This is a genomic window from Pseudalgibacter alginicilyticus (assembly GCF_001310225.1).
GTDB classification, from domain to species: Bacteria; Bacteroidota; Bacteroidia; order Flavobacteriales; family Flavobacteriaceae; genus Pseudalgibacter; species Pseudalgibacter alginicilyticus.
Window position 1 is genome coordinate 25,204 of sequence record NZ_CP012898.1, and the last position, 24,975, is coordinate 50,178.

General features: G+C 33.3%; 16 protein-coding genes. 4 read left to right on the forward strand and 12 right to left on the reverse strand.

Annotated elements, in window-relative coordinates:
- Nucleotides 1-90: 90 nt before the first annotated feature.
- The 6 genes from APS56_RS00060 to APS56_RS00085 form a co-directional block, all read right to left on the reverse strand.
- On the reverse strand, nucleotides 91-906 hold the full coding sequence (locus APS56_RS00060; protein WP_054731025.1) for a DUF4249 family protein: 816 nt from the start codon (nucleotides 904-906) through the stop codon (nucleotides 91-93).
- A gap of 4 nt (nucleotides 907-910) precedes the next feature.
- The gene (locus tag APS56_RS00065) at nucleotides 911-3,286 is read right to left on the reverse strand and encodes a TonB-dependent receptor (RefSeq protein ID WP_054723610.1); all 2,376 of its coding nucleotides are present in this window, start codon (nucleotides 3,284-3,286) and stop codon (nucleotides 911-913) included.
- Between the two features lie 80 nt (nucleotides 3,287-3,366).
- Nucleotides 3,367-5,577, reverse strand: a complete 2,211-nt coding sequence (locus APS56_RS00070) for an NADP-dependent isocitrate dehydrogenase (protein ID WP_054723612.1) — start codon at nucleotides 5,575-5,577, stop codon at nucleotides 3,367-3,369.
- A gap of 852 nt (nucleotides 5,578-6,429) precedes the next feature.
- On the reverse strand, nucleotides 6,430-6,780 hold the full coding sequence (rplS, locus tag APS56_RS00075; protein ID WP_054723616.1) for a 50S ribosomal protein L19: 351 nt from the start codon (nucleotides 6,778-6,780) through the stop codon (nucleotides 6,430-6,432).
- Nucleotides 6,781-6,995: 215 nt separating this feature from the next.
- Nucleotides 6,996-7,991 carry a PorP/SprF family type IX secretion system membrane protein gene (locus APS56_RS00080; protein ID WP_054723617.1) on the reverse strand — a complete coding sequence of 332 codons (996 nt, stop codon included), beginning with the start codon at nucleotides 7,989-7,991 and terminating at the stop codon, nucleotides 6,996-6,998.
- A gap of 13 nt (nucleotides 7,992-8,004) precedes the next feature.
- On the reverse strand, nucleotides 8,005-14,115 hold the full coding sequence (locus APS56_RS00085) for a PKD domain-containing protein (protein ID WP_054723619.1): 6,111 nt from the start codon (nucleotides 14,113-14,115) through the stop codon (nucleotides 8,005-8,007).
- Between the two features lie 197 nt (nucleotides 14,116-14,312).
- Between APS56_RS00085 and APS56_RS00090 the strand changes: the two genes are divergently transcribed.
- Entirely contained in the window at nucleotides 14,313-15,215 is a 903-nt protein-coding gene (locus APS56_RS00090; protein ID WP_054723621.1) for a patatin-like phospholipase family protein, read from the forward strand.
- A gap of 3 nt (nucleotides 15,216-15,218) precedes the next feature.
- Nucleotides 15,219-16,133 (forward strand): patatin-like phospholipase family protein, encoded by a 915-nt coding sequence (locus tag APS56_RS00095; RefSeq protein ID WP_054723623.1) that lies wholly within the window; start codon nucleotides 15,219-15,221, stop codon nucleotides 16,131-16,133.
- A gap of 30 nt (nucleotides 16,134-16,163) precedes the next feature.
- On the opposite strand, the gene APS56_RS00100 is transcribed toward APS56_RS00095, so the two are convergent.
- Both APS56_RS00100 and APS56_RS00105 read right to left on the reverse strand, forming a co-directional pair.
- The gene (locus APS56_RS00100; RefSeq protein ID WP_054723624.1) at nucleotides 16,164-16,685 is read right to left on the reverse strand and encodes a DUF7935 family protein; all 522 of its coding nucleotides are present in this window, start codon (nucleotides 16,683-16,685) and stop codon (nucleotides 16,164-16,166) included.
- 68 nt (nucleotides 16,686-16,753) lie between these two features.
- Complete coding sequence (locus APS56_RS00105) at nucleotides 16,754-18,310, reverse strand: FMN-binding glutamate synthase family protein (protein ID WP_054731027.1); 1,557 nt, start codon at nucleotides 18,308-18,310, stop codon at nucleotides 16,754-16,756.
- 71 nt (nucleotides 18,311-18,381) lie between these two features.
- On the opposite strand from APS56_RS00105, the gene APS56_RS00110 reads away from it, so the two are divergent.
- Both APS56_RS00110 and APS56_RS00115 read left to right on the forward strand, forming a co-directional pair.
- Nucleotides 18,382-19,956, forward strand: coding sequence for a hypothetical protein (locus APS56_RS00110; RefSeq protein WP_054723626.1), 1,575 nt, complete (start codon nucleotides 18,382-18,384; stop codon nucleotides 19,954-19,956).
- A 237-nt stretch (nucleotides 19,957-20,193) separates the two neighbouring features.
- Nucleotides 20,194-22,548 carry an ATP-dependent helicase gene (locus tag APS56_RS00115; RefSeq protein ID WP_054723628.1) on the forward strand — a complete coding sequence of 785 codons (2,355 nt, stop codon included), beginning with the start codon at nucleotides 20,194-20,196 and terminating at the stop codon, nucleotides 22,546-22,548.
- A 143-nt stretch (nucleotides 22,549-22,691) separates the two neighbouring features.
- Here APS56_RS00115 and APS56_RS00120 read toward each other — a convergent pair whose 3' ends face one another.
- The 4 genes from APS56_RS00120 to APS56_RS17270 all read right to left on the reverse strand — a co-directional run bounded on the left by APS56_RS00120 (nucleotide 22,692) and on the right by APS56_RS17270 (nucleotide 24,958).
- The gene (locus APS56_RS00120; protein ID WP_054723630.1) at nucleotides 22,692-23,558 is read right to left on the reverse strand and encodes an HAEPLYID family protein; all 867 of its coding nucleotides are present in this window, start codon (nucleotides 23,556-23,558) and stop codon (nucleotides 22,692-22,694) included.
- Between the two features lie 78 nt (nucleotides 23,559-23,636).
- Complete coding sequence (locus APS56_RS00125; RefSeq protein WP_054723631.1) at nucleotides 23,637-24,023, reverse strand: hypothetical protein; 387 nt, start codon at nucleotides 24,021-24,023, stop codon at nucleotides 23,637-23,639.
- 221 nt (nucleotides 24,024-24,244) lie between these two features.
- Entirely contained in the window at nucleotides 24,245-24,487 is a 243-nt protein-coding gene (locus APS56_RS00130) for a hypothetical protein (RefSeq protein WP_054723633.1), read from the reverse strand.
- Nucleotides 24,488-24,835: 348 nt separating this feature from the next.
- Complete coding sequence (locus tag APS56_RS17270) at nucleotides 24,836-24,958, reverse strand: DUF4238 domain-containing protein (protein ID WP_432416443.1); 123 nt, start codon at nucleotides 24,956-24,958, stop codon at nucleotides 24,836-24,838.
- Nucleotides 24,959-24,975 lie beyond the last annotated feature (17 nt).

Genomic DNA, 24,975 nt, shown 5'->3' on the forward strand with positions numbered 1-24,975 from the left:
GTAAAATATTATTCTATTAGTAAATATTTACCTAGTTAATAGATTTAAAATTTTATGAGAAAGATTTTGATAATCTTTAGTGTAAAAGCATCATTCAATAGTATAGATAAATTGATCTGATTCTGATAACCTAAAATAACCCAAGGGATAATTGTCTGGATTGGTTTCGTTTATACAATTTCCTCTTACAGTTGCTGGTTGGGTTTCAAAAGGGTCACCACTTTCAGAATCAGTTTGTTGTAGTAATATAGACATAAATTGATAATAACGTTCAGAAATTCCATAACTATTTATGGTTATTAAGTCTCCTGTTTTACTTGCTTCTTCAGAATAAAAAGCAAAAATTTGATTACCGTCATTAAATTCATCATTATATATATTTAAACTGATAATAGGTAAGTTGCTATTATCAAATTCAAAAAGGTAAAAGTTTTTTTGATTAGGAGGATCCATATAATAAGCTTTTAGTTCAATATCATTTCCAGAAAAACCACCATTGTTTTTTTGATCAACAAAATCAATAGATGTAACGGGTGTTAGGACTTCTGTGGCTGTATAGACTTCTTCATTATAAATAATGCTAAGCGTGTATGTTTCATTTAAAACAGGGTTAAAATTATGATTTCTATAAATACCCGTATCATCTTCTTCAATAAATGTGAAAATTCTATTATTGGAATCTATGATTTTAACATTGGCATGGTTTGCTGGTGGTACTTGATTGTTAAAATAGGGCGCTGTAAGTGATAATCTGATACTTTGATATTGCCCGGTAGTTTCTTTAAACCAATTTATAGAAGCATCAATAACAAGTCTTGGAGGGGTGTTTGGAAGGGACACCTCTATAACGTCTTCGCACGAAATGAACAGCAAACTAATGGCAAATAAGTATATTGTTTTTTTCATGACATTAAAATTTAAAATTATAAGAAATAGATGGAACAATTCCAAATATAGATAAACGAGTAGCTTCATTAGCGCCAGTTTCATTATTTCCAGCAAAGGCAATAGAAGCGGCATTCCGGCGATTATAAATATTGTAAATACCAAATACCCAATAGCTTTGTAAGCCATTTGTTTTTTGATGTTTTGGGGTAAATGTGGCCGATAAATCTAAACGATGATAAGTTGGTAATCGGTTAGTATTTCTATTACTAAAGTTAGGTATGTTTATTCCGTTGTAAATATATTGTGCATTTGGAAACGTAGTGGGTTGACCCGTTTGAAGCAAAAAATTACTATTAAGTTTCCATTTTTCATTCCATTGGTAACTTCCTGTTAGTGATATATCATGAGTTTTATCATAAGGTGTGTTATACCATTGGCCGTTATTAATACCAATTTCATTAGGAGTTCTGCCTTTGGTTTGTTGTTCAGATTTTGAAAGGGTGTAAGCAAGCCAACCTTTAAAATCCCCTTCGTTTTTTTTTATTAAAATTTCTACCCCATAAGCTTTAGCTCGTCCATTTAAAATAACTTGCTCAATAGCATTATTGGCAATTAAATCCGCTCCATCAATATAGTCAATCCTATTTTTAACGGTTTTATAAAAACTTTCTAATTCTAAAGAGTAGTTGTTCTGATTAAAATTTTTAAAATAGCCAATAGCAAATTGATTTAATAGTTGTGGTTTGATGTATTTTCCGCTAGGCGCCCAAACATCCAGAGGAGTAGGGGAATTGGTATTTGATAACAAATGTAAATATTGAGTCATTTTATTATAACTCCCTTTAATAGAGGTACTATTATTTAGTTTATATGCCAATGATAAACGAGGTTCCATATTATAAAATGATTTAATAATATGGCTTTTTTTAAAAGATTTTGTGCCAATTGGGTTTGCTTTTGTGTAAATTTTGAAATCGTTATTAAATACTACAGCTTGATTATTTTCATAAATATTGAGTTCACTTTGTCCCATTCTATAAAAACTACTAAACCGCAGCCCATAGGACCATGCCAACTTATCTGATAATTTGTGTTCAATATCTAAATAAATGGCATTTTCAAACGCATATTTGTCAATGAGTTTAAGTGGGTTTATTACAGACGACTCTTCAGTTGGTTTAATATCGCCGGGGTTAAATTTGTAATAAATACTATTTAAGCCATATTGCAATTTTAATTTATTACTTAAATAATGTTTAAAATCATACTTAAAATTAAAATTTTTAATTCCTGAATCCCAATTAAATTCTACAAAATTTAGTTTTAATCCATAGTAATAATCAGAGTAAATAAAGGAAAGGTTTGAAAATAATTTATCAGAAAATAGATGGTTCCATCTAAAATTTAAAATAGAATTACCATAGGTGTTTTCAAAAGCATCATTAATTCTAAATACATCGCGACCAAAATATCCAGATAAAAAAATATTATTTCGTGAGTTTAGCTTATAACTTAGTTTGGTGTTTAAATCATAAAAATAGGCAATATTGTTAATGTCGAAAATCGGCAAAAATAGATGAGCATAACTAGAGCGACCACCAAAAAGAAAGGCTCCTTTATCTTTTTTTAATGGGCCTTCAGCAAGTAATCTGCTTGATACTAACCCAATGCCACCATTGACATGAAAGGCATTGCTATTACCGTCTTTTTGATAAATATCGAGAACAGATGATACTCTTCCACCATATCTGGCAGGAATACCTCCTTTGTATAATTTTAAATCTTTTACAGCATCAGGGTTGAATACAGAAAAGAAGCCAAATAAGTGAGAGGAATTGTAAATAGTGGCTTCATCTAAAAGAATTAAATTTTGATCAGCCGCGCCACCACGAACATTAAAGCCAGAAGTTCCTTCACCAGCATTTGTTACACCCGGTAATAGGGTAATGGCTTTAATAATATCAGGTTCTCCCATTACCACAGGTATTTCCTTTATACTAGATGACGTTAGTTTATTCACGCTCATTTGAGGTGTTCTGATGTTTAGTTTTTCAATATTTTCAGTTATTACAATTTCGTCTAAACTTTCTGATGTTTCCAATAGACTAAAATTTTTTGTAATATTTTGAGTGAGTGAAATGGTTTCTACTACGGATGAAAAACCTAAATAACTAATTACAAGTTTGTAGGTGCTTTTAGGAAGGGTAATGGAATAGAAACCATAGGCATTGGTTGACGTTCCTGCTTGAATTTCAGGAAAGATAACATTTACACCAATGAGTGTTTCATTGCTTTTTTTATCCGTAATGATTCCGCTAATGGTGTATTTTTCTTGGGCTAATACATTAGAAATGATGAAGCAACAAAATATAAATGGCAACCAAGATATGAGCTTCATGAAATGCGATAATTTTGTATAAAAATAATAAAAAAAGCCCCCGAAAAGGAGCTTTTGAAATATAATATATTTTTTAAAAACTATTCTAAAATAGCATTGAATGTTTTACTAGGACGCATAACTTGATTGACAAGTGCTTCGTTAGGCTCGTAATAGCCACCTATGTTTACAGGTTTGCCTTGAATGCTATTAAGTTCATTGACAATAGTACTTTCGTTCTCAGTTAATTTTTGAGCAATGGAGGTGAATTCTTCTTTTAAAGTAGCATCTTTAGTTTGATTTGCCAATTCTTGAGCCCAATACATAGCCAAATAAAAATGGCTTCCTCTATTGTCCAATTCACCAGATTTCCTTGAAGGTCCTTTTTGGTTTTCTAACAATTTGTCAGTAGCATCATCTAAGGTTTGTCCTAAAATTTTTGCTTTTTCATTATTGTTAACCTCTCCAAAATGTTCTAAAGAAACCGCAAGTGCTAAAAATTCACCTAAAGAATCCCAGCGTAAGTGGTTTTCTTCTAACAGTTGTTGCACATGTTTTGGAGCCGATCCACCAGCACCAGTTTCAAACAAGCCACCACCATTCATTAAAGGAACTATTGATAGCATTTTAGCACTGGTACCAACTTCTAATATTGGGAATAAATCTGTTAAATAATCACGTAAAACATTTCCTGAAACAGAAATAGTGTCTTTACCTTCTTTAAGCCTTTCACATGTAAAAATAGTGGCGTCAATAGGTGATAAGATTCTTAAATCCAATCCAGAAGTATCGTGATCTTTTAAATATAAATTTACTTTTTTAATTAATTCAGCATCATGAGCTCTGTTTTCATCTAACCAAAAAACTGCTGGTGTTTGTGAGGCTCTTGCTCGAGTAACAGCTAATTTCACCCAGTCTTGAATAGGCGCATCCTTTGCTTGACACATTCTCCATATATCACCTTCTTCAACGCTGTGTTGTAGTAATGTATTTCCTTCAGTATCAATCACTTTTACAGTGCCGTCTGAAGGGATTTCAAAGGTTTTATCATGCGAACCATATTCTTCAGCTTTTTGAGCCATCAATCCTACATTGGGAACTGTACCCATAGTTGTAGGGTCAAAAGCTCCATGTTTTTTACAGAAATCTATGGTAGCTGAATAAATTCCAGCATAGCTACTATCAGGTATTACAGCCTTAGTATCTTGAAGTTCGCCTTTAGCATTCCACATTCTGCCAGAAGTTCTAATCATTGCAGGCATAGAGGCATCAATAATAACATCACTCGGGACATTTAAATTTGTAATGCCTTTTTCAGAGTTTACCATGGCTACTGCAGGACCATTTTGGTATACAGATTCAATATCAGCCTCAATTTCTTTACGTTTGGCTTCGGGTAATTGTTGGATGCATTCTAAAACATTACCAAAACCTGAATTCACATTCACACCAATCTCTTCAAATGTTTTTCCATGTTTTTCAAAAAGATCTTTGAAAAATACTTTAACAGCGTGCCCAAAAATAATAGGGTCACTTACTTTCATCATGGTACCTTTCATATGTAAAGAAAACAATACATCTTTTTCTTTAGCATCTGTAACTTGTGTTTCTAAAAAGCTTAATAAAGCTTTTTTACTTAAAACAGTAGCATCAATTATTTCGCCTTTTAATAAAGGGAAGCTGTCTTTTAAAATAGTAGTCGTACCATTAGCACTTGTATGTTCTATTTTAATGTTAGTAGCATCAGAAATTGTTACAGACTTTTCATTATGAGCAAAATCGCCATGACTCATAGTGGCTACATGAGTTTTAGAATCACTTGACCAAGCTCCCATAGAGTGCGGATGCTTTTTTGCATAATTTTTAACGGCTTTTGGCGCTCGCCTGTCACTGTTTCCTTCACGAAGAACGGGGTTTACAGCACTTCCCTTAATCTTGTCGTAACGAGATTTTATATCTTTTTCTGAATCACTTTTAGCTTCGTCTGGGTAATTAGGAATTTCAAAACCTTGAGATTGTAATTCTTTAATAGCAGCTTTCAATTGAGGAATAGAAGCACTGATATTTGGTAATTTTACAATATTAGCCTCTGGTTTTTTAGCCAATTCACCTAACATTTCCAAATCATCAGTAACACGTTGGTCTTCATTTAAAAAATCTGGAAAAACAGCTAAAATTCTAGCAGCTAAAGAAATGTCTTTGGTTTCAATATCAATACCAGAAGATTTAACAAATGCTTGGATAATAGGTAATAATGATCTTGTAGCTAAAGCCGGAGCTTCATCCGTTTTTGTGTAAATAATCTTTGACATTGGTTTTTTCGTTGGATTTAATGATTAAAAGAAAAATAAGCTAAGAATTAAAGCGTATTTTTTCGCGTTGCGAATATACAAAATTTCATTTTTAAAATTCACATATTGTGAATGAAGTCATGTTAAAAACTAAAAAGATGTAGAAAATTAACTGTGTAAGGAATTGATAAATAAAAAATTAGAATAAAAACAGTTAAATATTAAAATACAAAAGCCATATCACTATAGAATTTAATCTATTTTGATATGGCTTTCTTTGAAATGACTTCCCGAGACCTTTAGCATTGCTGCTATTTTTCATTTAAACACATGTTCAAATGAAGTGGTTCAAGTTCAGAAATTTCAAGAGGCTCATGTTGTAATTTTCAAAATGTATTGACCTATTGACAAAATGAACCTGATTAATTGTTTTTTTGATGCGATTGAATACTTATTACTTTTAGCAATAAGTTTTCTTCAAGCATTGTTTTTATTATGGTATTTGCTTTCACTTTTACCATTTTTAAAAACTATTAGTTGTGATAGACCATTTGTATAAACATTGGAATCTTTTACAACTTCATGATTTTAAGTTTACACATGTTATTGTAATAAACTTTCAAATCTCAAAAAAACAACTGTATAATGAACGTTACTTTAGTTGGAATTTAATATATATTCATTGTTGAAGTGAAACCAGCTTTCGCAGTTATTAAATCCGCTTACGCTAAGTTACTAAATTTATAGATTTATTTGACTATTTTAAGTGTATAGATATCAACTGGTTGTTAACTAAGGTTATTAACAATTGTTAATAAAAAAAGCCTTGAATATTCAAGGCTTTTTTTATTATATGTGATTGAAAAAGTAAAATTAACGTCTGCTTTCTTTAATTCTAGCTTTTTTACCAGTAAGTCCTCTAAAGTAGAAAATACGAGCTCTACGTACTTTACCACTTTTATTAACTTCAATTTTTTGTAAAGCAGGTAGATTAATTGGGAATATACGTTCTACTCCAACTGTTCCTGACATTTTTCTAATCGTAAAAGTTTCTGAAGTTCCAGAGCCTCTTCTTTGTATTACAACACCTCTAAAAAACTGAGTACGTACTTTTTCACCCTCTCTAATTTCGTAGTAAACAGTAATTGTGTCTCCAGCACTAAATGCAGGTAATTCTTTTTTTGTTACAAATTCGTCTTGTACAAATTTTACTAAAGATTCCATATCTTTAAATTTAATTTTAATTAATTCAGAACAACATTCACGATTTTCGCCAGAGGTTAATCCGAAATTGCGTGCAAAGATAGTTAATAATTAATAATGTACAATTAATAGTTGTTTTTTTTATGACGTTTCTTTTAGCATATATTTTAAAAGTTATATACGATTTATAAAAAGATGTTCTTCATCTTGATCTTAGTAATAGGATTTTAAATGGTTTATTTCCTTCGTTCTGTATTGGCAGGGTTTCTACATATTAAACAATCTGCCAAATAGGTAATAGAAAGTTCGTATACACCATCTGTCCTACCTATTTTAGAGGTATTTAAATCATATGAAAAGCCAAAGCGTAATTGATCGAATTCTAAGCCAATAAAGGTATTAACAGATGTTAATAAATGACTATTAGTATCATTTTTAGCAGGATTGGTAACTGCTATAGCGCCAATTAATAATTTTTCTAATTTAATGGTTGAACCAATGTCTAATCTGTTATATGAACCTTGTTGCATATAGTTGGCGTAAATAAGCATATCATTACGGTCAAAATAAGGGAATTTGTAATTAATATGTAGTGAATAAAAAATATCCAAGGGCACATTGCCATTTTCAACAAAAGAAATATTGGGACGGTTTAAATGTTTAATGGAAGCACCGAGCCATAAATCAGTGTCGGTTCTCGTATTTTTTTTATCAAAAACAAATCCAGTAGTAAAATCGAAAAAGGTTATGTTTCTGTTTGCATTTAGTGCTAATTGATCTGAAGTAATAAGGCTAACACTACCAGAGTTAATATTAATTTGGTCTGCTAAAACCAGATTTCTAAAATTATAAGATTTAGTTCCAAAACCGATTTCAATAGCAGGTCGGAAATACCAATCGTTTGCCAGTCTTACATGATATGCATAATTAGCATTTCCTTGTAAATGGTTGTAATTGGTATTGTTTTCATGTTGATTTAAAATGCTAAAACCAATGCCTCCAATATTTTCAATCCAAGTATTAAAAAATGCATATTCAGTATCTATTCTTAAACCTAAGTTTGGCCATTGGGTTCTGTGGATTAAACCAAAATAAGTAGCATCTTCAAACCCAGAAAACCCAGGGTTTAAAGTTTCGGGGACTAAAAAGTATTGTGTGAAAACCGGGTCTTGAGCATTTGCTTTTATAGAAAAGCAACTCATAATGATTATAAAGGTTATTTTTAATTTCATCTTTATCTGTTGCTTATTTAATAGATACAAAGGCTCCTTTGCTTTTAATTGTTTTGCCGTAAAATGTTTTGGCTTCCAGCGTATAGTAGTAATTGCCATTTTCTGATTCGGCATCTTTTATTTTTCCATTCCAACCTTTTATATGGTCTCCTTTTTCAGAATAAATTAAGCTGCCCCAAGTATCATAGATATTAAAATTCATGTCTGATAGTCCAATGGATTCAGGAACAAAATACGCATTCATAGTATCGCCATTGGGAGTAAACGCATTTGGTATAATGAGGCTATATCCTTTTTCAATTATTACAGAAATTTGCTTTGTATAAACGCATCCAAAAGGATAATAAACAGTTTGTAAGATTGTGTAAACGCCTTCGTTTATAAAGGTATGAGACGGATTTTCTTCAGTAGAAAATTGACCATCACCAAAATCCCACAAAACTGAAATATAATTTCCGCTTGATGTATTGGTGAAGGCTATAGGGTCTTCAATAGAATAAAATCCAAAGGTTGATAAAGCGTTAGAGGTAATATTAAAATCGGCATTTCCTAAAACGGGAATATCTACATTATGTGAAAAACTTGTTGAGCAGCCCATGTTATCGCTAACATCAATAATAATCAGTCCGTTTTGATTGGTGTTCATGATTTCTCCATTAGTACCGCTAACTATTCCGCTAGACCAATTTATATCATAGGGAGGAAGGCCGCCAGATATATTAGCGACAAAAGTTTGGTTAACTTCTTTAGTGTCACAATCAAAGTCTGTTATAGTTTGAACGTCAACTTCAAGTGGTTCAAATCGGTTAATCACCCAATTTCTCGTTATTTGGCAGTTATTGGCATCTGTAACTGTTACAGAATAATTTCCTGGAGGGATGTTATTTAAATCTTCAGTAGTAGCATTATTAGACCAAACGTAAGTTAGTGGTAGAGTGCCACCAGTAACTATTAAATTTATAGCGCCACTATTAGCATCATCACAATCTAAAGCATCGGTAGTAGTTGCAGATAGTGTAAGCTCATTAGGTTCTGTAATGATAAATGTTTCTGTAATAACGCATGGAGTACCATCAGTAATAGTAACTGTATAGGAGCCAGGACCCAGATTGTTTCGCTCTACACCGGCAGTTGGATTGTCATTCCAAACCAGTGTCACAGGCGCTATACCTCCTACTAAATTTAAAACAATACGTGCATCATTTTCACCAAAACATGATACATTATTGATTATTGGATTTATTTCAAAAATAGGTGCTTCATCAATTACAATGATGGCTTGTTTTTCGCAATTGGTGTTGTCGGTAACAGTTATAACATAGGTTCCGGCAGATAAATTGGTTTGGGTCATTCCTGAGCCTAAGTTGCTCCAAGCTACGGTGTATGGAGCGTTACCGCCTGATATGTTGTTAATTGTAATGGAAGCATCGTTATCTCCATAACATCTAATTTCAGTTGCAGTGTAATCAATGATTATTTCATCAGTTTGTGTTAAAACGACTTCTAACGTGTCTGTACAATTTGATTTGTCGGTTACTGTTAAATTATAAGTGCCAGCGATCAATCCAGTTAAATTTTGAAGATTGCTAGTAAATCCATTAGGGCCTGTCCAAGCATAGGTGTAGTCAAAAACACCAGGGCTTGTTTCAATGGGGCGGCCTCCAACGGTATTGATGGTTATTTCACCTGTGGCGTCTCCAAAGCAAATAATGTCTACTTGATTTACTAAATTTACGCTTAATTCTGTTGGCTCAATAATTGAAAAACTTTGAATGATGGGAATGCAATTGTTAGCATCCGTTACGGTAATCTCGTAATTGCCGGGTTCTAAATTAGAAAGGTCTTCCGTGTCTGAAAAATAAGCGCCATTTCTTGTCCAATTGTAAGTGTAGGGCATGGTGCCTCCAGAAATTTCAATACCGATTGTGCCATTGTTTGCGCCAAAACACGATATGGTTTCGGGATCAAAATTTATGGAGCTGAAAATTAATTCCTCGGGTTCTGTAATCGTAAAATTACTTGTAAAAGGGCATCCACCATCATCATTTATTTGTAGGGTGTAATTGCCAGGTTCTAAATTGGAAATATCTTCATTGGTGTTATTAAAACCGTTAGGGCCTGTCCATAATATTTGATACGGATTGCCTGTAGAAAACGGTACGCCACCAGTTATTGAAATATCTAAAGACCCCGAATTGGCTAAATAACAATTGCTGTTTATCTGGTTGGGGGTAATACTAATGGACGGGTTGACTGTAATGGTGACTGTAAAATCATTTCCAACACAAATGCCTGAAGTAGGGGTAACGGTATAGGTAACGGTTGAAGGGTTGGTACTTGTGTTAGTTAATGTTTGACTGATATTGCTTTGAGGAGTATTTTCATTGGAAGCTCCAGTGATAGTTCCAACAGGATTGATGACTGGGTTGGTCCAAGTGTAAGTTGTCCCAATGGGTGAAATATCACCTCCAGAATTATTGGGTGTTATGGTGAAAGTATTTCCGCTACAAATAATTTCAGATTTAGAACTGATATTTGGAGTTTGGTTGATGGTGATTTCAGCAACATCAGAAGTTACTTGGGTGCAGCCTCCAGATGAGAATGTAATAATTGCATAGTAATAGACAGCCCCAATACTTGCAGAAGGAGGGGTGAAAGTAGCTCCTGTTTCACCAGTTATGGGAGTTCCTGTTGTGTTATTGTTTGTTGTATTGGAATACCATTGATAGGTTGGAGTGCCTACTCCATTGGAATATGCAACAGATAATTGGTTTAAAACGTCTCCAAAACAATATGTGTTTGAAATGGGGTGCGATGTAAATGTAGGGGCAGCATTAATGTTAACTTCTGAAACATCGCTAAGTACTGCACATCCTGCGCTTGGTTGTGTAATGTTTACATAATAATACATAGTACCAACGTTGGTGGTAGGTGGTGAGTATATGGCATTTGTTGCTCCAGAAATCAAAGTTCCTCCAGAATTCGAGTTCGTAGTGTTGCTATACCATTGGTAATTATAAACAGTTCCTAGTCCGCCATTAACAACTACTTCTAAATCTTGAGGAGCTGTGCCTTGGCAAAGTGTTTGGGAGCTTAAAGCTTGTGTGGTAATGATGGGGTCATCAGCAACAATTATTTCAGCAACATCAGTTGTAATATCGTTACAGCCACTTCCGCTTGGTGTTATAACTAAATAGTAATAATAATTTCCAGAGGATGTAAATGTCGGTGGCATATAGTTAATATTGGTTGCACCAGAAATGATGGTGCCTCCAGTGCTGGAATTTGTTGTATTGCTGTACCATTGATAACCGATTGTTCCAGTACCTCCAGAATGGGTTGCCGATAAAGGTGCAGGAATATTGCCTCCATTGCAAATACTTTGGGTTGGTGTGGGCTGGGTGTCTATTTGAATGCCATCAACGATTTCAATTCTAGCGGTGTTGGAAATGATTTCGTTGCAACCTGCTCCTGAGGTAAATGACACAATACAATAATAATATGTTACACCCGAAGGGGTGTTTTGCGGTGTGTATGTTGCGGCTGTTTCACCAGAAATTAAAGTCCCCCCTGTGTTAGCATCTATGGTATTGCTATACCATTGGTAGGATGGTGCGCCGGGACCATTTACAGAAACGGATAAAGGGCTTATAGGTCCATTTAAACAAATGGTTTCAGGTTGGGGTTGACTGATAAACGATGGGGCTGGGTCAACTGTAATCACTAAATTTAAAGGAGTCCCATCGCAACCGTTTATAGAAGGGGTTATGCTGAAAGTGACACTTTCTGATGAGGTATTTGAATTAAAAATAGTTTGAATAGGTATAATGTCTGAATTGCCTGAAGCAGTAAAACCAGAAACTCCAGCAGGGGCTGAAGCTGTCCAAGTAAAAGTCGTGCCGGTAATATTGGATGTTAAGTTAACAGGGGAGGTATCTGTTCCTGAGCAAATGGTTTGGGTTAAATTGGTGTTTGTTAATGACGGAATGGGGTTTACAACAAAATCTTCTGTATCAGTTGTGGTGCCGCAGCTGTTGGTAATACTAAAAGAAACTTGATAATTTCCTGGGGTAGCATAAGTGATAGTTCCAGGGTTTAAGGCGCTTGATGTAGCAGGTGTTCCTCCGGGGAAACTCCAGCTATATGTTGGGGTTTCGGAACTTGGGGCACAGGTGTCAACTATAGCTGTTGGACTAATAGATGCAGTGCCACAAAAATCTGCAATAGTGTTAATGCTTGTTGTAGGTGGTCTTTTTACTTCAATAGTTTCGGAAACTGAATTGCTTCCGCAGGAATTTGTAGTTGTTAATGTTAAAGTGTAAGTTCCTGCAGTATTGAATTCAAAGGTGGGCGAGGCAGAGTTTTCATCAGTACCATTGGTAAAACTCCATTGTTCTGGTGCTGTTCCGCAAAATCCATTTGCATAACTAACTTCCCATAAATAAGTGTCCCCACCACAGCTTGAGCTTAAATCTGTTGTGTTTGTAGTTTGCACCGTAAGCGGCGAGCATCCATTATTTGTGCTTAATGTAAATGCGGGGGTTAATTCTGGTTCAATACAAATAGTGCTAGTTATGTTATCGGTTGTTCCGCAAAAGTTTTGTGCGTATAGAGAAATAGTATAGGTTCCTGTTGATGTGTATGTGTGTGACGGGTCTCTTAAATTTGATGTTGTGCCATCTCCAAAATCCCAAAAATAGCCTGCACTTGTATCGCAATTTTGATTATAACCTTCTAAAGAAGTATTTTCAAAGAGAACAGGGGTATTTACACATCCGGTTGAAGGATTTTCAAAATCAACATCCGGTTTTTTCAAAATGATAATAGGACCCGCTGTTAAATTGGAAACACCGCAAGATGTTGTAATATCTAAGTAAACAGTGTAGCTATAATTCGGGCAATTTGAATCTGTGTATGTGTGTGGAATGGGAAAGCCTTGCGAATTAGCAGGGTCGGCCGCATTGAAATAGGTGGATGCCTCAAGTTCAGCTTGGGTATATGTTTCAATAGCACTGCCATCTCCAAAATCTATTCTATAACTGGTGTCCGGAGGGTTGGTGCCCCAAGATCCGATGTAAAATTCCAATGGCGCTACAGGAATACATAAATTTACCGTGTTTCCAGGAGTAACAATGGCTCCAGTGGGGTTACTGGAATTTTTTATCAAGTATGTAACGGAGTTGTTGCAGTTGGTGCCATTTCCTGTTATAGTCATGTTAAACGACCCTAGTTGTAAATACGTATGGGTTAATGGAAAGGTAACATCGGTTTCGGTGTTGCCATCTCCCCAATTTACGTCATAGGAATTGACGCAAGAAGTTGACGCAGAATTATTGCCAACGGTAATAGTGTAAGCTGGGTCGGTTGTGTTATTTCCACAGTTATTGAATGGTTCTGTAAAATTAGCAGCGGCATCAACATCAAAAAAAGATAAATCAGGTTTTGGTAAAACAGGTACTGCTTTTGTTATGGAATTGCTGCATCCGTTGTCATCTGTAACGGTAAGCGTAACGTCTACGGTTTGAGTATTAGGACCGCAACCTAGAACCGTAAACCTATGGGTAGGGTTGCTGTTTGAAGAGGTGCTTCCGTCATCAGAAAAACTCCAATTATAAGTAAATGGGCCAATCCCAGTTACTGTTGAAGTAAAATTTACTGTCGTGCCAGAACAGGCTCCGCTGTTATCAAAAGTAAAGTCAACTGTAGGTTCGCTTACAACTATGGTGGCTGTTCCATTAGCGCTTGATGTGTCATTGTTGCTATCTGTTACAGATATTAATTCATATACAGTTGTACCAACATTGCTCGTGATGGCGCCAAAAGAAACAGAATTATTGCTTCCAGAAGTGCTTATTGTTTGGTCTGCGCCGCCGTTAATCGAATAAGTGAACGTATAAGGAGCTGTGCCGCTAGAGCCACTGAATGTTATAATAGGAGAAGAATCATTCCTGCAAACATCTGCAGAGCCTGTAATACTTGCAGATGGAGGTAAAAGGCTTTCAGATGAATTTGTAAGGTTATTTTTTAATTTTGAAAAGTCTGTGGTAGCTATTTTGTTGAGTCCGAAAAAGGAAATGGTAATAGCAGTGCAGCATAAAGCTAAAATGAGGTAGTTTTTGGTCATATAAAATGGTGGTTATATGGGCACTAAAATAGTTGTTTTTTTTAGCTAACGTGCTTAAAATCTGTCAAATCACAAAGTTTTCTATAAAATGTGGATAATTGCTGATGTAAAAATCACATAGTTCATTACCGTATAAAAATTATTTAATTCTTATATTAATTGATAATATTTGTTTTATTTTATAATAAATTTATTAAATGAGGGCATTGGTAATTTCAGGAGGGGGTAGTAAAGGTGCATTTGCTGGAGGAGTAGCTCAATATCTTATTGAGGAAATGGAACGAGATTATCAATTGTTTTTAGGAACTTCAACGGGTAGTTTATTGGTATCTCATTTGGCATTGCGTAAAATTGAAAAGATAAAAGCAGTTTATACCAATGTTAATAATGATAGTGTTTTTAGCGTATGTCCTTTTGTTATAAAAAAAAGATATGGTACTCAAAATATTGCCATAAAGCATTTAAGCGTCATTCTTAATTTTATTAGAGGGAGTAAAACATTTGGTGAAAGTCATCATTTAAGACGATTAATAAAAGAAACAATTTCTGAAAGTGATTTTATTGACTTGAAAAAATCAAAGAAAGATATTGTTGTTACGGTATCAAATTTATCTCTCAATCAGGTAGAATATAAGTCACTAAAAGATTTTAGTTATGAGGATTTTTGTGATTGGGTTTGGATTTCTTGTAATTATACGCCGTTTATGTCTTTAGTAAAAAAGGAGGGCTGTGAATATGCCGATGGAGGCATGGGGAATATGGTGCCAATTGAAGAAGCTATTCGTCGTGGCGCAACAGAAGTTGATGCTATTATTTTGCAAACGGAAATCAACCAGTTGAATAGAATGCCTACTAAAAATCCATTTTCTTTAATAACCAATATGTTTGGGTTTATGTTAGATCGTATTGAATCTCAAAATATAAAAATTGCAAAATTTGTAGCCTCACATAATGATGCTATTATAAATTTTTATTACACACCTACCATATTAACAACAAACTCCCTTATATTCGATAAAGAAAAAATGACTGAATGGTGGCAAAGTGGTTATAACTTTGCTAAATTTAAAAATAAAGATATTAGTCAATTAGAGCGTTAATTTATGAGAGCATTAGTAATTTCTGGAGGAGGAAGTAAGGGCGCTTATGCAGGCGGTGTTGCGGAATATTTAATGAAAGTTAAGGGACATAAATATGATATATTTGTAGGGACTTCAACAGGCAGTTTGTTAATACCTCATTTAGCTGCCAACAAAATAGACAAAATACATAGTGTGTTTACTAATGTAAAACAAAGTAATATTTTTAGTGTCAGTCCATTTATATCTCGAAAAAAAGGAGATCGGGAATATGTTTCTATAAATTTCATGAATTCTATATGGCAATTTATGAAGATGAAACGAACCTTTGGAGAAAGTAAGGCATTGAAAAGATATTTAAAAAAGCATTTTACTGAAGCAGAATATAATTTTATTAAAACAACCAAAGAAGACGTGGTTGTTACGGTTTCAAATTTATCAAAAAACAGAGTGGAATATAAGTCTATAAAAGATTTTACTTATGATGAGTTTTGTGAATGGATTTGGATATCTTGTAACTATATTCCATTTATGTCATTGGCAAAAGTTGATGGTTTTGAGTATGCTGATGGTGCTTTTGGTTGTGTAGTGCCTATTCGAGAAGCTATTCAGCGTGGGGCTACTGAGATTGATGCCGTTGTTTTAGAGTCTGAAAATATGGAGTATATGAAAGTGTTAGGGAAGAATCCATTTTCTTTAATGCTTAATTTATATGGGCATTTATTGGATCAAGTTGAGCGCAGTGATATTTTAATAGGAAAACTTGCGGCAAAAAACAGAGATGTGAAACTTAATTTGTTCTACACTCCCTCAAAATTAACAGAAAATTCACTAATTTTCAATAAAAAATTAATGCTATCCTGGTGGAAACAAGGTTATGAGTATGCTAAAAATAGAGATAAACAAGCATTATCAAATGAGTTGAGAATTGATTCTTGAGCGTAAGTTTACTAGTATGAAATAATAATTTTACCATAAGTCAGAAACTTCACTCTTTATAAATGAAAGTGCCGCATCACTTGGTGAATTGCGATCCATCATTTCAGTTAAAATAACTTCTCTAAGTTTATTAGCTGTATCTGTTTTTTCAGATAAACTGGCTTTTCTAATTATTTGAATGGTGGCATTTTTTGCTGCTAAAATAATTCCCCAACATTTATCGCTTATATAAATTTGTTGAGATAAATTATGTTCAAATTCTTGCTCTATACTCTGTATAAGTAAAGATTCATATTGTTCTTTTTCTGAAGAAGTAGGAGTTACTCTAATTAGTAATTTAGTAGGAGAAATGCGTTCTAAAAAAAGAACCATGCGTTCGTATGCTTGTAAACGTAATGGCATAGAATTTACTTGTAAATCTTTTTTTAGTAAAAAACGTCTTCTACCATCTTCATTTTTGGTATGTTCTTTAAAAAAATAATAAGCAATAAGTCCTGTAATTAAGGTAGGAGTAGCATATAAAAATAAGTCTAAAATTCTCTGTGGTTCCATATTAGAGTAGGTAATTAAGAGGTTGTTTATTATGATGTTTTATTAAAAATTATGATGGAGATTAAAAACTATTTACTACCACCCAAATATACACAATCTTTTAAATGTTGCATACCCTTAAAGGGAACCTCTGTTTTTTCATACATGTAGGTTTTACTTAGTTCTTTAGATAGATTGTGGTCATCAACATTAATCTCAATATCACTCATTTTAAATTGGCAAGGATGTTCGTAACCAGTGGCATGGGTAATTTCTATTAACTCTTTTCTAAATGTTTTAAAATATTGTGCTAACCTAACTGATTTCAGAGTAGGGTCAATACCATTTTGCAACCATTTGCTTTGTGTAGCTATACCACTCGGGCAACGATTGGTATGGCACACTTGTGCTTGAATGCAACCAATACTCATCATGGCTTCTCTGGCAACGTTAATGCAATCAGCACCCATAGCAAATGCCATGGCGGCTTTTGCAGGAAATCCAAGTTTGCCACTACCAATAAAAACAATGCGTTCAGTTAAACCTTTATTTTTAAATAACTTATATAAATCTCCAAAACCATAAACCCAAGGGAGTGATACATGGTCAGCAAAACTTGGAGGAGCAGCGCCCGTTCCTCCTTCACCACCATCTACAGTTATAAAATCTGGACCTTTATTGGTTTTTAGCATAATATCTGCTAATTCCTCCCATTGTTCTAATTTGCCAATGGCTGCTTTAATACCAACCGGCAATCCTGTAGCCTCAGCAATTTTTTCAATAAAATCAACCATTTCTGGTACATTACTAAATGTACGATGATTAGGGGGAGATAATACATCTATTCCAATTCTAACCCCTCTAATATCTGCAATTTCTTTAGTTATTTTGGCACCAGGTAAAACACCACCTTTTCCCGGTTTGGCACCTTGTGATAATTTTATTTCAATAGCTCGAATACAGGGGTTGTTTTCAACTAATTTTATCATTTTTTCCATGGAAAATCCACCATCTTCAGCGCGAACTCCAAAATACCCAGTTCCAAAATGAAAAACGACATCGCCACCATTTTGGTGATATGGTGATAGTCCACCTTCACCAGTATTATGGTAAGCGCTTGCCATTTGAACACCTTTATTTAGTGATTCTACAGCTTTAGCTGATAAAGACCCAAAACTCATAGCTGAAACATTAATAACAGAAGCTGGACGATAAGGTTTCTTTCGTTTATTGAATTCACCAATAATTTTAGCACATGGTAAAAATGTTTGGTCAACTACATTCGGATGATTGTCATCTATTTTAAAGGGCATCATCGCATTGTTAATAAAAATGTGTTGGTGTTCAAAAATATCTCTATCGGTACCAAAACCTTCGTAATTATTTTCTTTTTTGGCAGATGCATAGATCCAGCCGCGTTCAATTCTATTAAAAGGCAATTCTTCTCTATTGTTGGCTACCAAATATTGTCTTAATTCTGGACCAAATTTTTCCAATACATATCGTAAATGCCCAAAAATGGGATAATTGTGGCTAATAGTGTGTGCTTTTTGAAAAAAAACATCTCGTATAGCAACGAGAGCCAAAGCTATTAAAATCCAGCCCCACCAAGCGATGTTTGATAAAATAACTAATAAGAAATCCATTATAAACTTAATTTGGATAAAGATATTTAAAATAAATTGTAATGAAACTTTTGAATACATATCTTTAAGTTATGAATTCAAGATTAAAAAAAGTAATAATTGTATCTGTAGGCATCAGTGTTTTATTGCTAGTAAGTGTTGTTATACTTAATTATATTATTAAGAATAAACTTAAAAACCAGATAGAAAATACACCTGAAACCGTAGAGATTTTATATGAATCTGTTGAGGTGGACGTATTAAACGGAAGTGCCAAGCTACTAAAACCATTAATTTCGGTTTATGGAAAAACTACAGGAGAAATAAATGTTCAAATTGGATTAGAATCTCTTCAAGTTGGCGGTTTTGGGTATTGGAATTTTTTCACAAATGATATAATTTCAGTGGATAATCTAATAATCAATCAGCCAAATGTAAAGTACTACCATAATGCCAAAGTAAATTCAAGTTCTTATAAAAATGGTACTAATATAGGTTTAAAGCAGTTGGTTTATATAAAATCTTTCCAAATTCAAGACGCCGATGTTGAGGTTTATGATGTTTCTAATGATTCTTTAATGTTGAAAACTGAAAAGCTGAATTTTCAAATGGATCTTATTGAAATCAACCCTTCAAAGGAAATTAAACTGACAGGTTATAATGATTTTACTTTATCTTCTAATGCTGTTTTTTACAGTGTAAATAGTTATGAAAACTTGAACTTAGAGCATTTGAAAATAACTTCAATTGCATCAAAATTTAAAGGACTTAAGCTCAAAACAAAATATTCAAAAGAGACTTTATCTCATAAAATATCAGTTGAGCGAGATCATTTTGATTTGGTAGTAGATTCTGTTGAAATTAGTAATCAAAAATTTGGTTTTAAACAAGATTCCTTATTTTATTTTAAGAGTGAATGTGTAGATTTTTACCAGCCTAATTTTATAGTTTATAGAGATAAGTTGGTAGTAGATGATATGTCATACAAACCGCTATATAGTAAATCATTGAGGGATTTAGACTTTGAAATGACTTTAAATGTTTTACATCTTAATAATGCCTCTGTTACTTATATAGAAAAAGTGAAAAAGGATACGCAAGGAGGTCAACTATTGTTTTCAAAATTAAATGCGGAAATAACAAATTTAAGCAATACCTATACAAAAGAAAACACACTAACTTCTGCTAATATTGAGGCTGTTTTTATGGAGGCAACCCCTTTAAGAGTACAATGGGATTTTGATGTAAATAATAGGGCTGACGAATTTATTTTTGAAGGAGAATTAGGAAAGCTTAATGCAGATAGTATGAATCAGTTTATGATTCCTAATTTGAATGTGCGGTTAGAAGGCGAAATTAATAAAACGTATTTTACTATTAATGGAAATGATAACACATCTCGCATTGATTTGAAGTTGAGATATGACGATTTTGATGTGGTAGTATTGAAAGAGAATGGCAAAGAGGAAAATAAATTTTTATCAGGTTTGGTTAATATTTTTGTTTCTAAAGATAGCAAGGATAAGTCTGATGAATTCAGGCATGGTTCTAAATCCGATATAGAGAGAGTTAAAAATAAATCGGTGTTTAATTATTTATGGCTCAATATACAAGCAGGATTATTGAATGCTATGACTGGAGATGGTAAAAAAAATGAAACCGATTAAAAGTTAGTATAAAAAAATCTGTGTATAGATTTTTCGGTCGGTTATTTTGATACCGTATTATGCAATAATGATATGCATCGCTTAGGTGTGTTGCAAATTTTCAAGGACTTAAGGCGTTAAAAGGAGGGTGGCATACTAATTAATGAAACCTTAAATCATTATGTTTATAATTATTAATAAATCGACCTTAAAAAAAGCTTAACATTGGTTAATTTCACGTCTTAAAATGAAAATGAATTGGAGAAGTATTTAAGTCAGTTAAACGAAGCGCAATTAGAACCCACCATTCAAAAGGAAGGCCCTATGATTATCATTGCTGGTGCAGGTTCAGGAAAAACCCGTGTGCTAACGTATCGCATTGCCTATTTAATGAGTGAGGGTATTGACCCTTTTAATATTTTATCGCTAACCTTTACTAATAAGGCCGCGCGCGAAATGAAAGAACGTATTGCAACCATAGTTGGAGCAAGTGAAGCTAAGAATTTGTGGATGGGAACTTTTCACTCCGTTTTTGCTAAAATTTTGCGGATTGAAGCAGATAAGTTAGGCTATCCAAGTAATTTTACTATTTATGATACTCAAGATTCTGATAGATTGATAGCATCTATTATTAAAGAAATGAGTCTTGATAAAGATATTTATAAATACAAGCAAGTACGTTCCAGAATTTCATCATATAAAAATAGCTTAATAACGGTGCGAGCTTACTTTCAAAATCCAGAATTGAAGGAAGCAGATGCAATGGCAAGACGTCCTCGCATGGGCGATATTTATAAAGAATATGTCGAGCGTTGTTTTAAAGCCGGAGCAATGGATTTTGATGATTTACTTTTAAAAACCAATGAGTTGTTAACGCGGTATCCAGAGGTTTTAATGAAATATCAAAACCGATTTAAATATATTTTGGTAGACGAGTATCAAGATACCAACCATTCACAATATTTAATTGTAAGGGCATTATCAGATAAGTTTCAAAATATTTGCGTTGTTGGTGATGATGCGCAAAGTATTTACGCTTTTCGTGGAGCAAATATTAACAATATCCTCAATTTTCAGAAAGATTATGACGATGTAAAAGTATTTCGTTTAGAACAAAATTACCGTTCTACTAAAAATATTGTAAATGCAGCCAATTCTATTATTGATAAAAATCAAACGAAATTAGACAAAGTAGTTTGGACAGCGAATGATGAAGGGGCTAAAATAAAAGTAAACCGCTCATTAACTGATGGAGATGAAGGGCGTTATGTAGCAAGTACCATTTGGGAAACCAAGATGAACCATCAGTTGCCAAATAGCGATTTTGCCATTTTATACCGTACCAATGCTCAATCACGTTCTATTGAAGATGCTTTAAGAAAACGCGATATTCCTTATAGAATTTATGGAGGGCTTTCTTTTTATCAACGAAAAGAAATTAAGGACGTACTTTCTTATTTAAGGTTAATTATTAATCCTGCAGATGAGGAAGCTTTAAAGCGTATCATCAATTTTCCCCCTCGTGGTATTGGACAAACAACAGTTGATAGACTGATTGTAGCTGCCAATGGCTATAAGCGTTCTATTTTTGAAGTAATGAAACACATTGACAAAACAGAGGTTAATGTAAATTCAGGCACTAAAAATAAGCTTAAAAATTTTGTAACGCTTATTGAAAGCTTTCAGGTTTTAAATCAAACCGCCGATGTTTTTGAGCTTGCAGAGTATGTTACCAGAACCAGTGGTTTAATTACCGAGTTTAAAAAAGATGCTACCCCTGAAGGGGTTACCAGAATGGAAAATATTGAGGAGCTTTTAAACGGTATGAAAGACTTTGTAGAAGGTCAAAAAGAAATAGCAGATACTACAGGTAATTTGGCGGAATTTTTAGAAGATGTGGCATTGGCAACTGATTTGGATGCCGATAAAGGAGATACAGACCATGTGGCTTTAATGACTATACACTTAGCTAAAGGCTTGGAGTTTCCGTATGTATTTATCGTGGGCTTGGAAGAAGATTTGTTTCCAAGTGCTATGAGTATGAATACGCGCAGTGAGTTGGAGGAGGAAAGGCGTTTGTTTTACGTAGCTTTAACTCGAGCTGAAAAACAAGCCTACCTAACTTATGCTTTGTCAAGGTACCGATGGGGAAAATTGGTAGATTCTGATCCCAGTAGGTTTATTGAAGAAATAGACGAACAGTATCTGGATATAGTAACTCCAATTGAAGAGCGTAGATTTAATCCGATGCTGAGTGCCGATATTTTTGGTGATGCAGAACATACAGATGTAAATCCTAATAAAATAAGATACAAACCAGCAAAACAACCTGTATTTAAAAAAGGTCATACTGCTAAAAAAGAACCCCAAAAATTTCAAGTTACAACCCCCAAAAATTTAAAACCAGTTGCAAAAACCAATAGCAGTGAAACTACCAATTTATTTGATAGTAAATTGGTTGTAGGTAATACGGTTAAACACATTAGGTTTGGAACAGGCGAGGTTTTAAAAATTGAAGGAACGGGTACAGATACTAAAGCAGAAATTAAATTTCAGCATGGAGGAGTTAAAAAGTTGTTATTGCGGTTTGCAAAGTTAGAAGTAGTTGGGTAAGTGGTGTGTGTGAATTTCTTCATATATGAAAAGGTGTAGATTTTTACACGTAATTTTCAGTGGAATATTACTTAAATTAAAAATAAAAGCGGTTTAGGTGTAAATCTAAACCGCTTTTTATATCCTTTGTGAATACCGTATTTTTATTTATGTTTATGTTTGTGTTTCGGTTCCCATATGAGTCTTAAAAAGGAGCTGAATCTTTCATTTTCTCTACTCACAGGAATTCCTGCTACAATTCCAATTAGCAAGTTGTCAGTAACTCCAACTCTCATTTGAGGTCGTATGGTCATGTCAAAGTCGCCATTGTCCATTGTTTTATTGAATTCAATACCTATAAAGTTTCGCGTACCTGATATCATATAATGAAAACTTGTATTGATGTCATAGGTGGTATGGAAGGTATTGGCACTAAAATTCTGTTCAATCATTGGCCCTGTATAAATCAAAGAATGAAAGTTGTTACCCCAACGTTTTGCAATTACAAAAAATGGGTTATAAATATTTCCTTTTAAGAGTGGGCTTCCAAAATCCCTAAAGTTTGAAAGTTCAAACTCGTTGATATATCCAAGCGCCATAGAAGTTGCCATAGGTTCACTAATAAAGAATGACCATTGTGTAGCTATTTTGATGCTATTTAGACTATTCGAAGGTATTAAATCTCTATCAATTCCACTTTGTGGCGCATAAAAAGTAAAAGGCAATTCAACTTCTAAGCCAAGTCTGTCAATAGGCGCCCATTCATATTCAATTAATGCTTCATAAGCATCAAAATTCAGATTATCTGTCAAACCTAAACCTAAATTCCATTCTTTTTCTCCTTTTCGCGCTCCCAAATCTCGAATGAGGTCTATATAGAGTGGTTCTGCGTGTAAAACTTTGTCCGGTTCTTTGTGGTCTTCTATTTGTTGAATATAAATACTGTCTTTTTCAGTTTTTGTAATTTGTGCGATTGAATATGTTGAAGATGCTAATAAAATTATAAGCATCATTGATGTTTTTATTTTCATTTTTAATTTGTTTTATGTATTAAAAGGTGGTCCCACTAACAATTTTTGTAGTAGGAACTTATCAAATTGTAAAACAAATTAAATCTTGGGTGGAGGAAGGTTGAGTTTATTAAAACCGGTTGTTAAATGGGCTTTATAATTGGGGAATTTGTGTCTTGCCGTTTCAAATATTAAAGGATTTAAAGTATTAGCAACTATTGAATGTGTTGTTAAATCAATTTTAACATTTGTTTTTTTATTATGGTCTTCTGTATCGTGGTCATCATATTCTTTAATAGCATCTTCAAAACCCAAAACTTTCTCCACGACTATTTCAATAATACTTTCTTGGTCGTTAAATGATAAATCTTCAGGAATATGTTCAGGGTTTGGGTCTTTTGAGTCTACACTTATATTTAACAGATGAAGTCCTATCAGACCCCAAAGGCATTTTATAAATATGCTATTTTTTATTTTACTTAACACAGTACAAAGTTAACGTTCTTTTATTGGTTTTCTTATATGTTGCCAAGGGTTTTGTTTTTAGAAAGTAGTGTGTTTATATACGAGAATTTTTTTGGAAGGAAAATAAAAAGAAACAATTGTAACACCCTTTGATTAAAACTCCGATAATTGAAAGATTTATAAACCCCAAGCATATGAACCAAAAAGCTATAAATTGAAAAAAAATAAAACTTTTTAAAAATTTAAAAAGTAATAGGATTTTCATTCCAATTTGGTTTTTCAAACTTAAATCTCATTAGATTCCAAAATTTTGTGATTAAGGGAAGGCCTAATACCATAAATAGAAAAGGCACAATAATAATTTCTATATAAAAGTCATTTTTCGATTCAGCGTTTCCATTAAGATTCAGAAGTGATATTGATATAACACATAGAATAAAAATCACTAAACTTTTTATTTTTCCAATTTTATTCCAATTTTTCATTTTTTAGGTTTAATAGCTATCTATGCTTTTGAATAAAGGTTATTGGTGTGAGTAAGTACTTAACTTAGCATGTATATAACATAGTGAAAATATGTAGGTGTTTACTTAGGAAGGCTTTTGGTAGGAATTAATTTTATACATCTTAAGTTTGATTTCTATTAAATTAGATATAAACCAGAAAGAACAAAAGAGAGAATTTAGGTTACTTTATACGGTGAAGCTTTAGACTTCTACAACATTGATAGTCCTCTCTCTTTTACTTCTAAATCACGATCAGTTCTGTGAGCCTTTAGATATCGATTTCAAGTTGTTGTGAAGCCAGCAACTAGTTATTTTATAAATCATTTCTTATGATAAATTAGATTTTGTATTGAATACACTAATTTGATTTTGATTACCCAAATATGAAAAATATCTTAAATAAAATTTAGGAACATAATGTTGATTCGCTTTTTCAGTATTTGTTTTCAAGATTTAATCAAATTAAG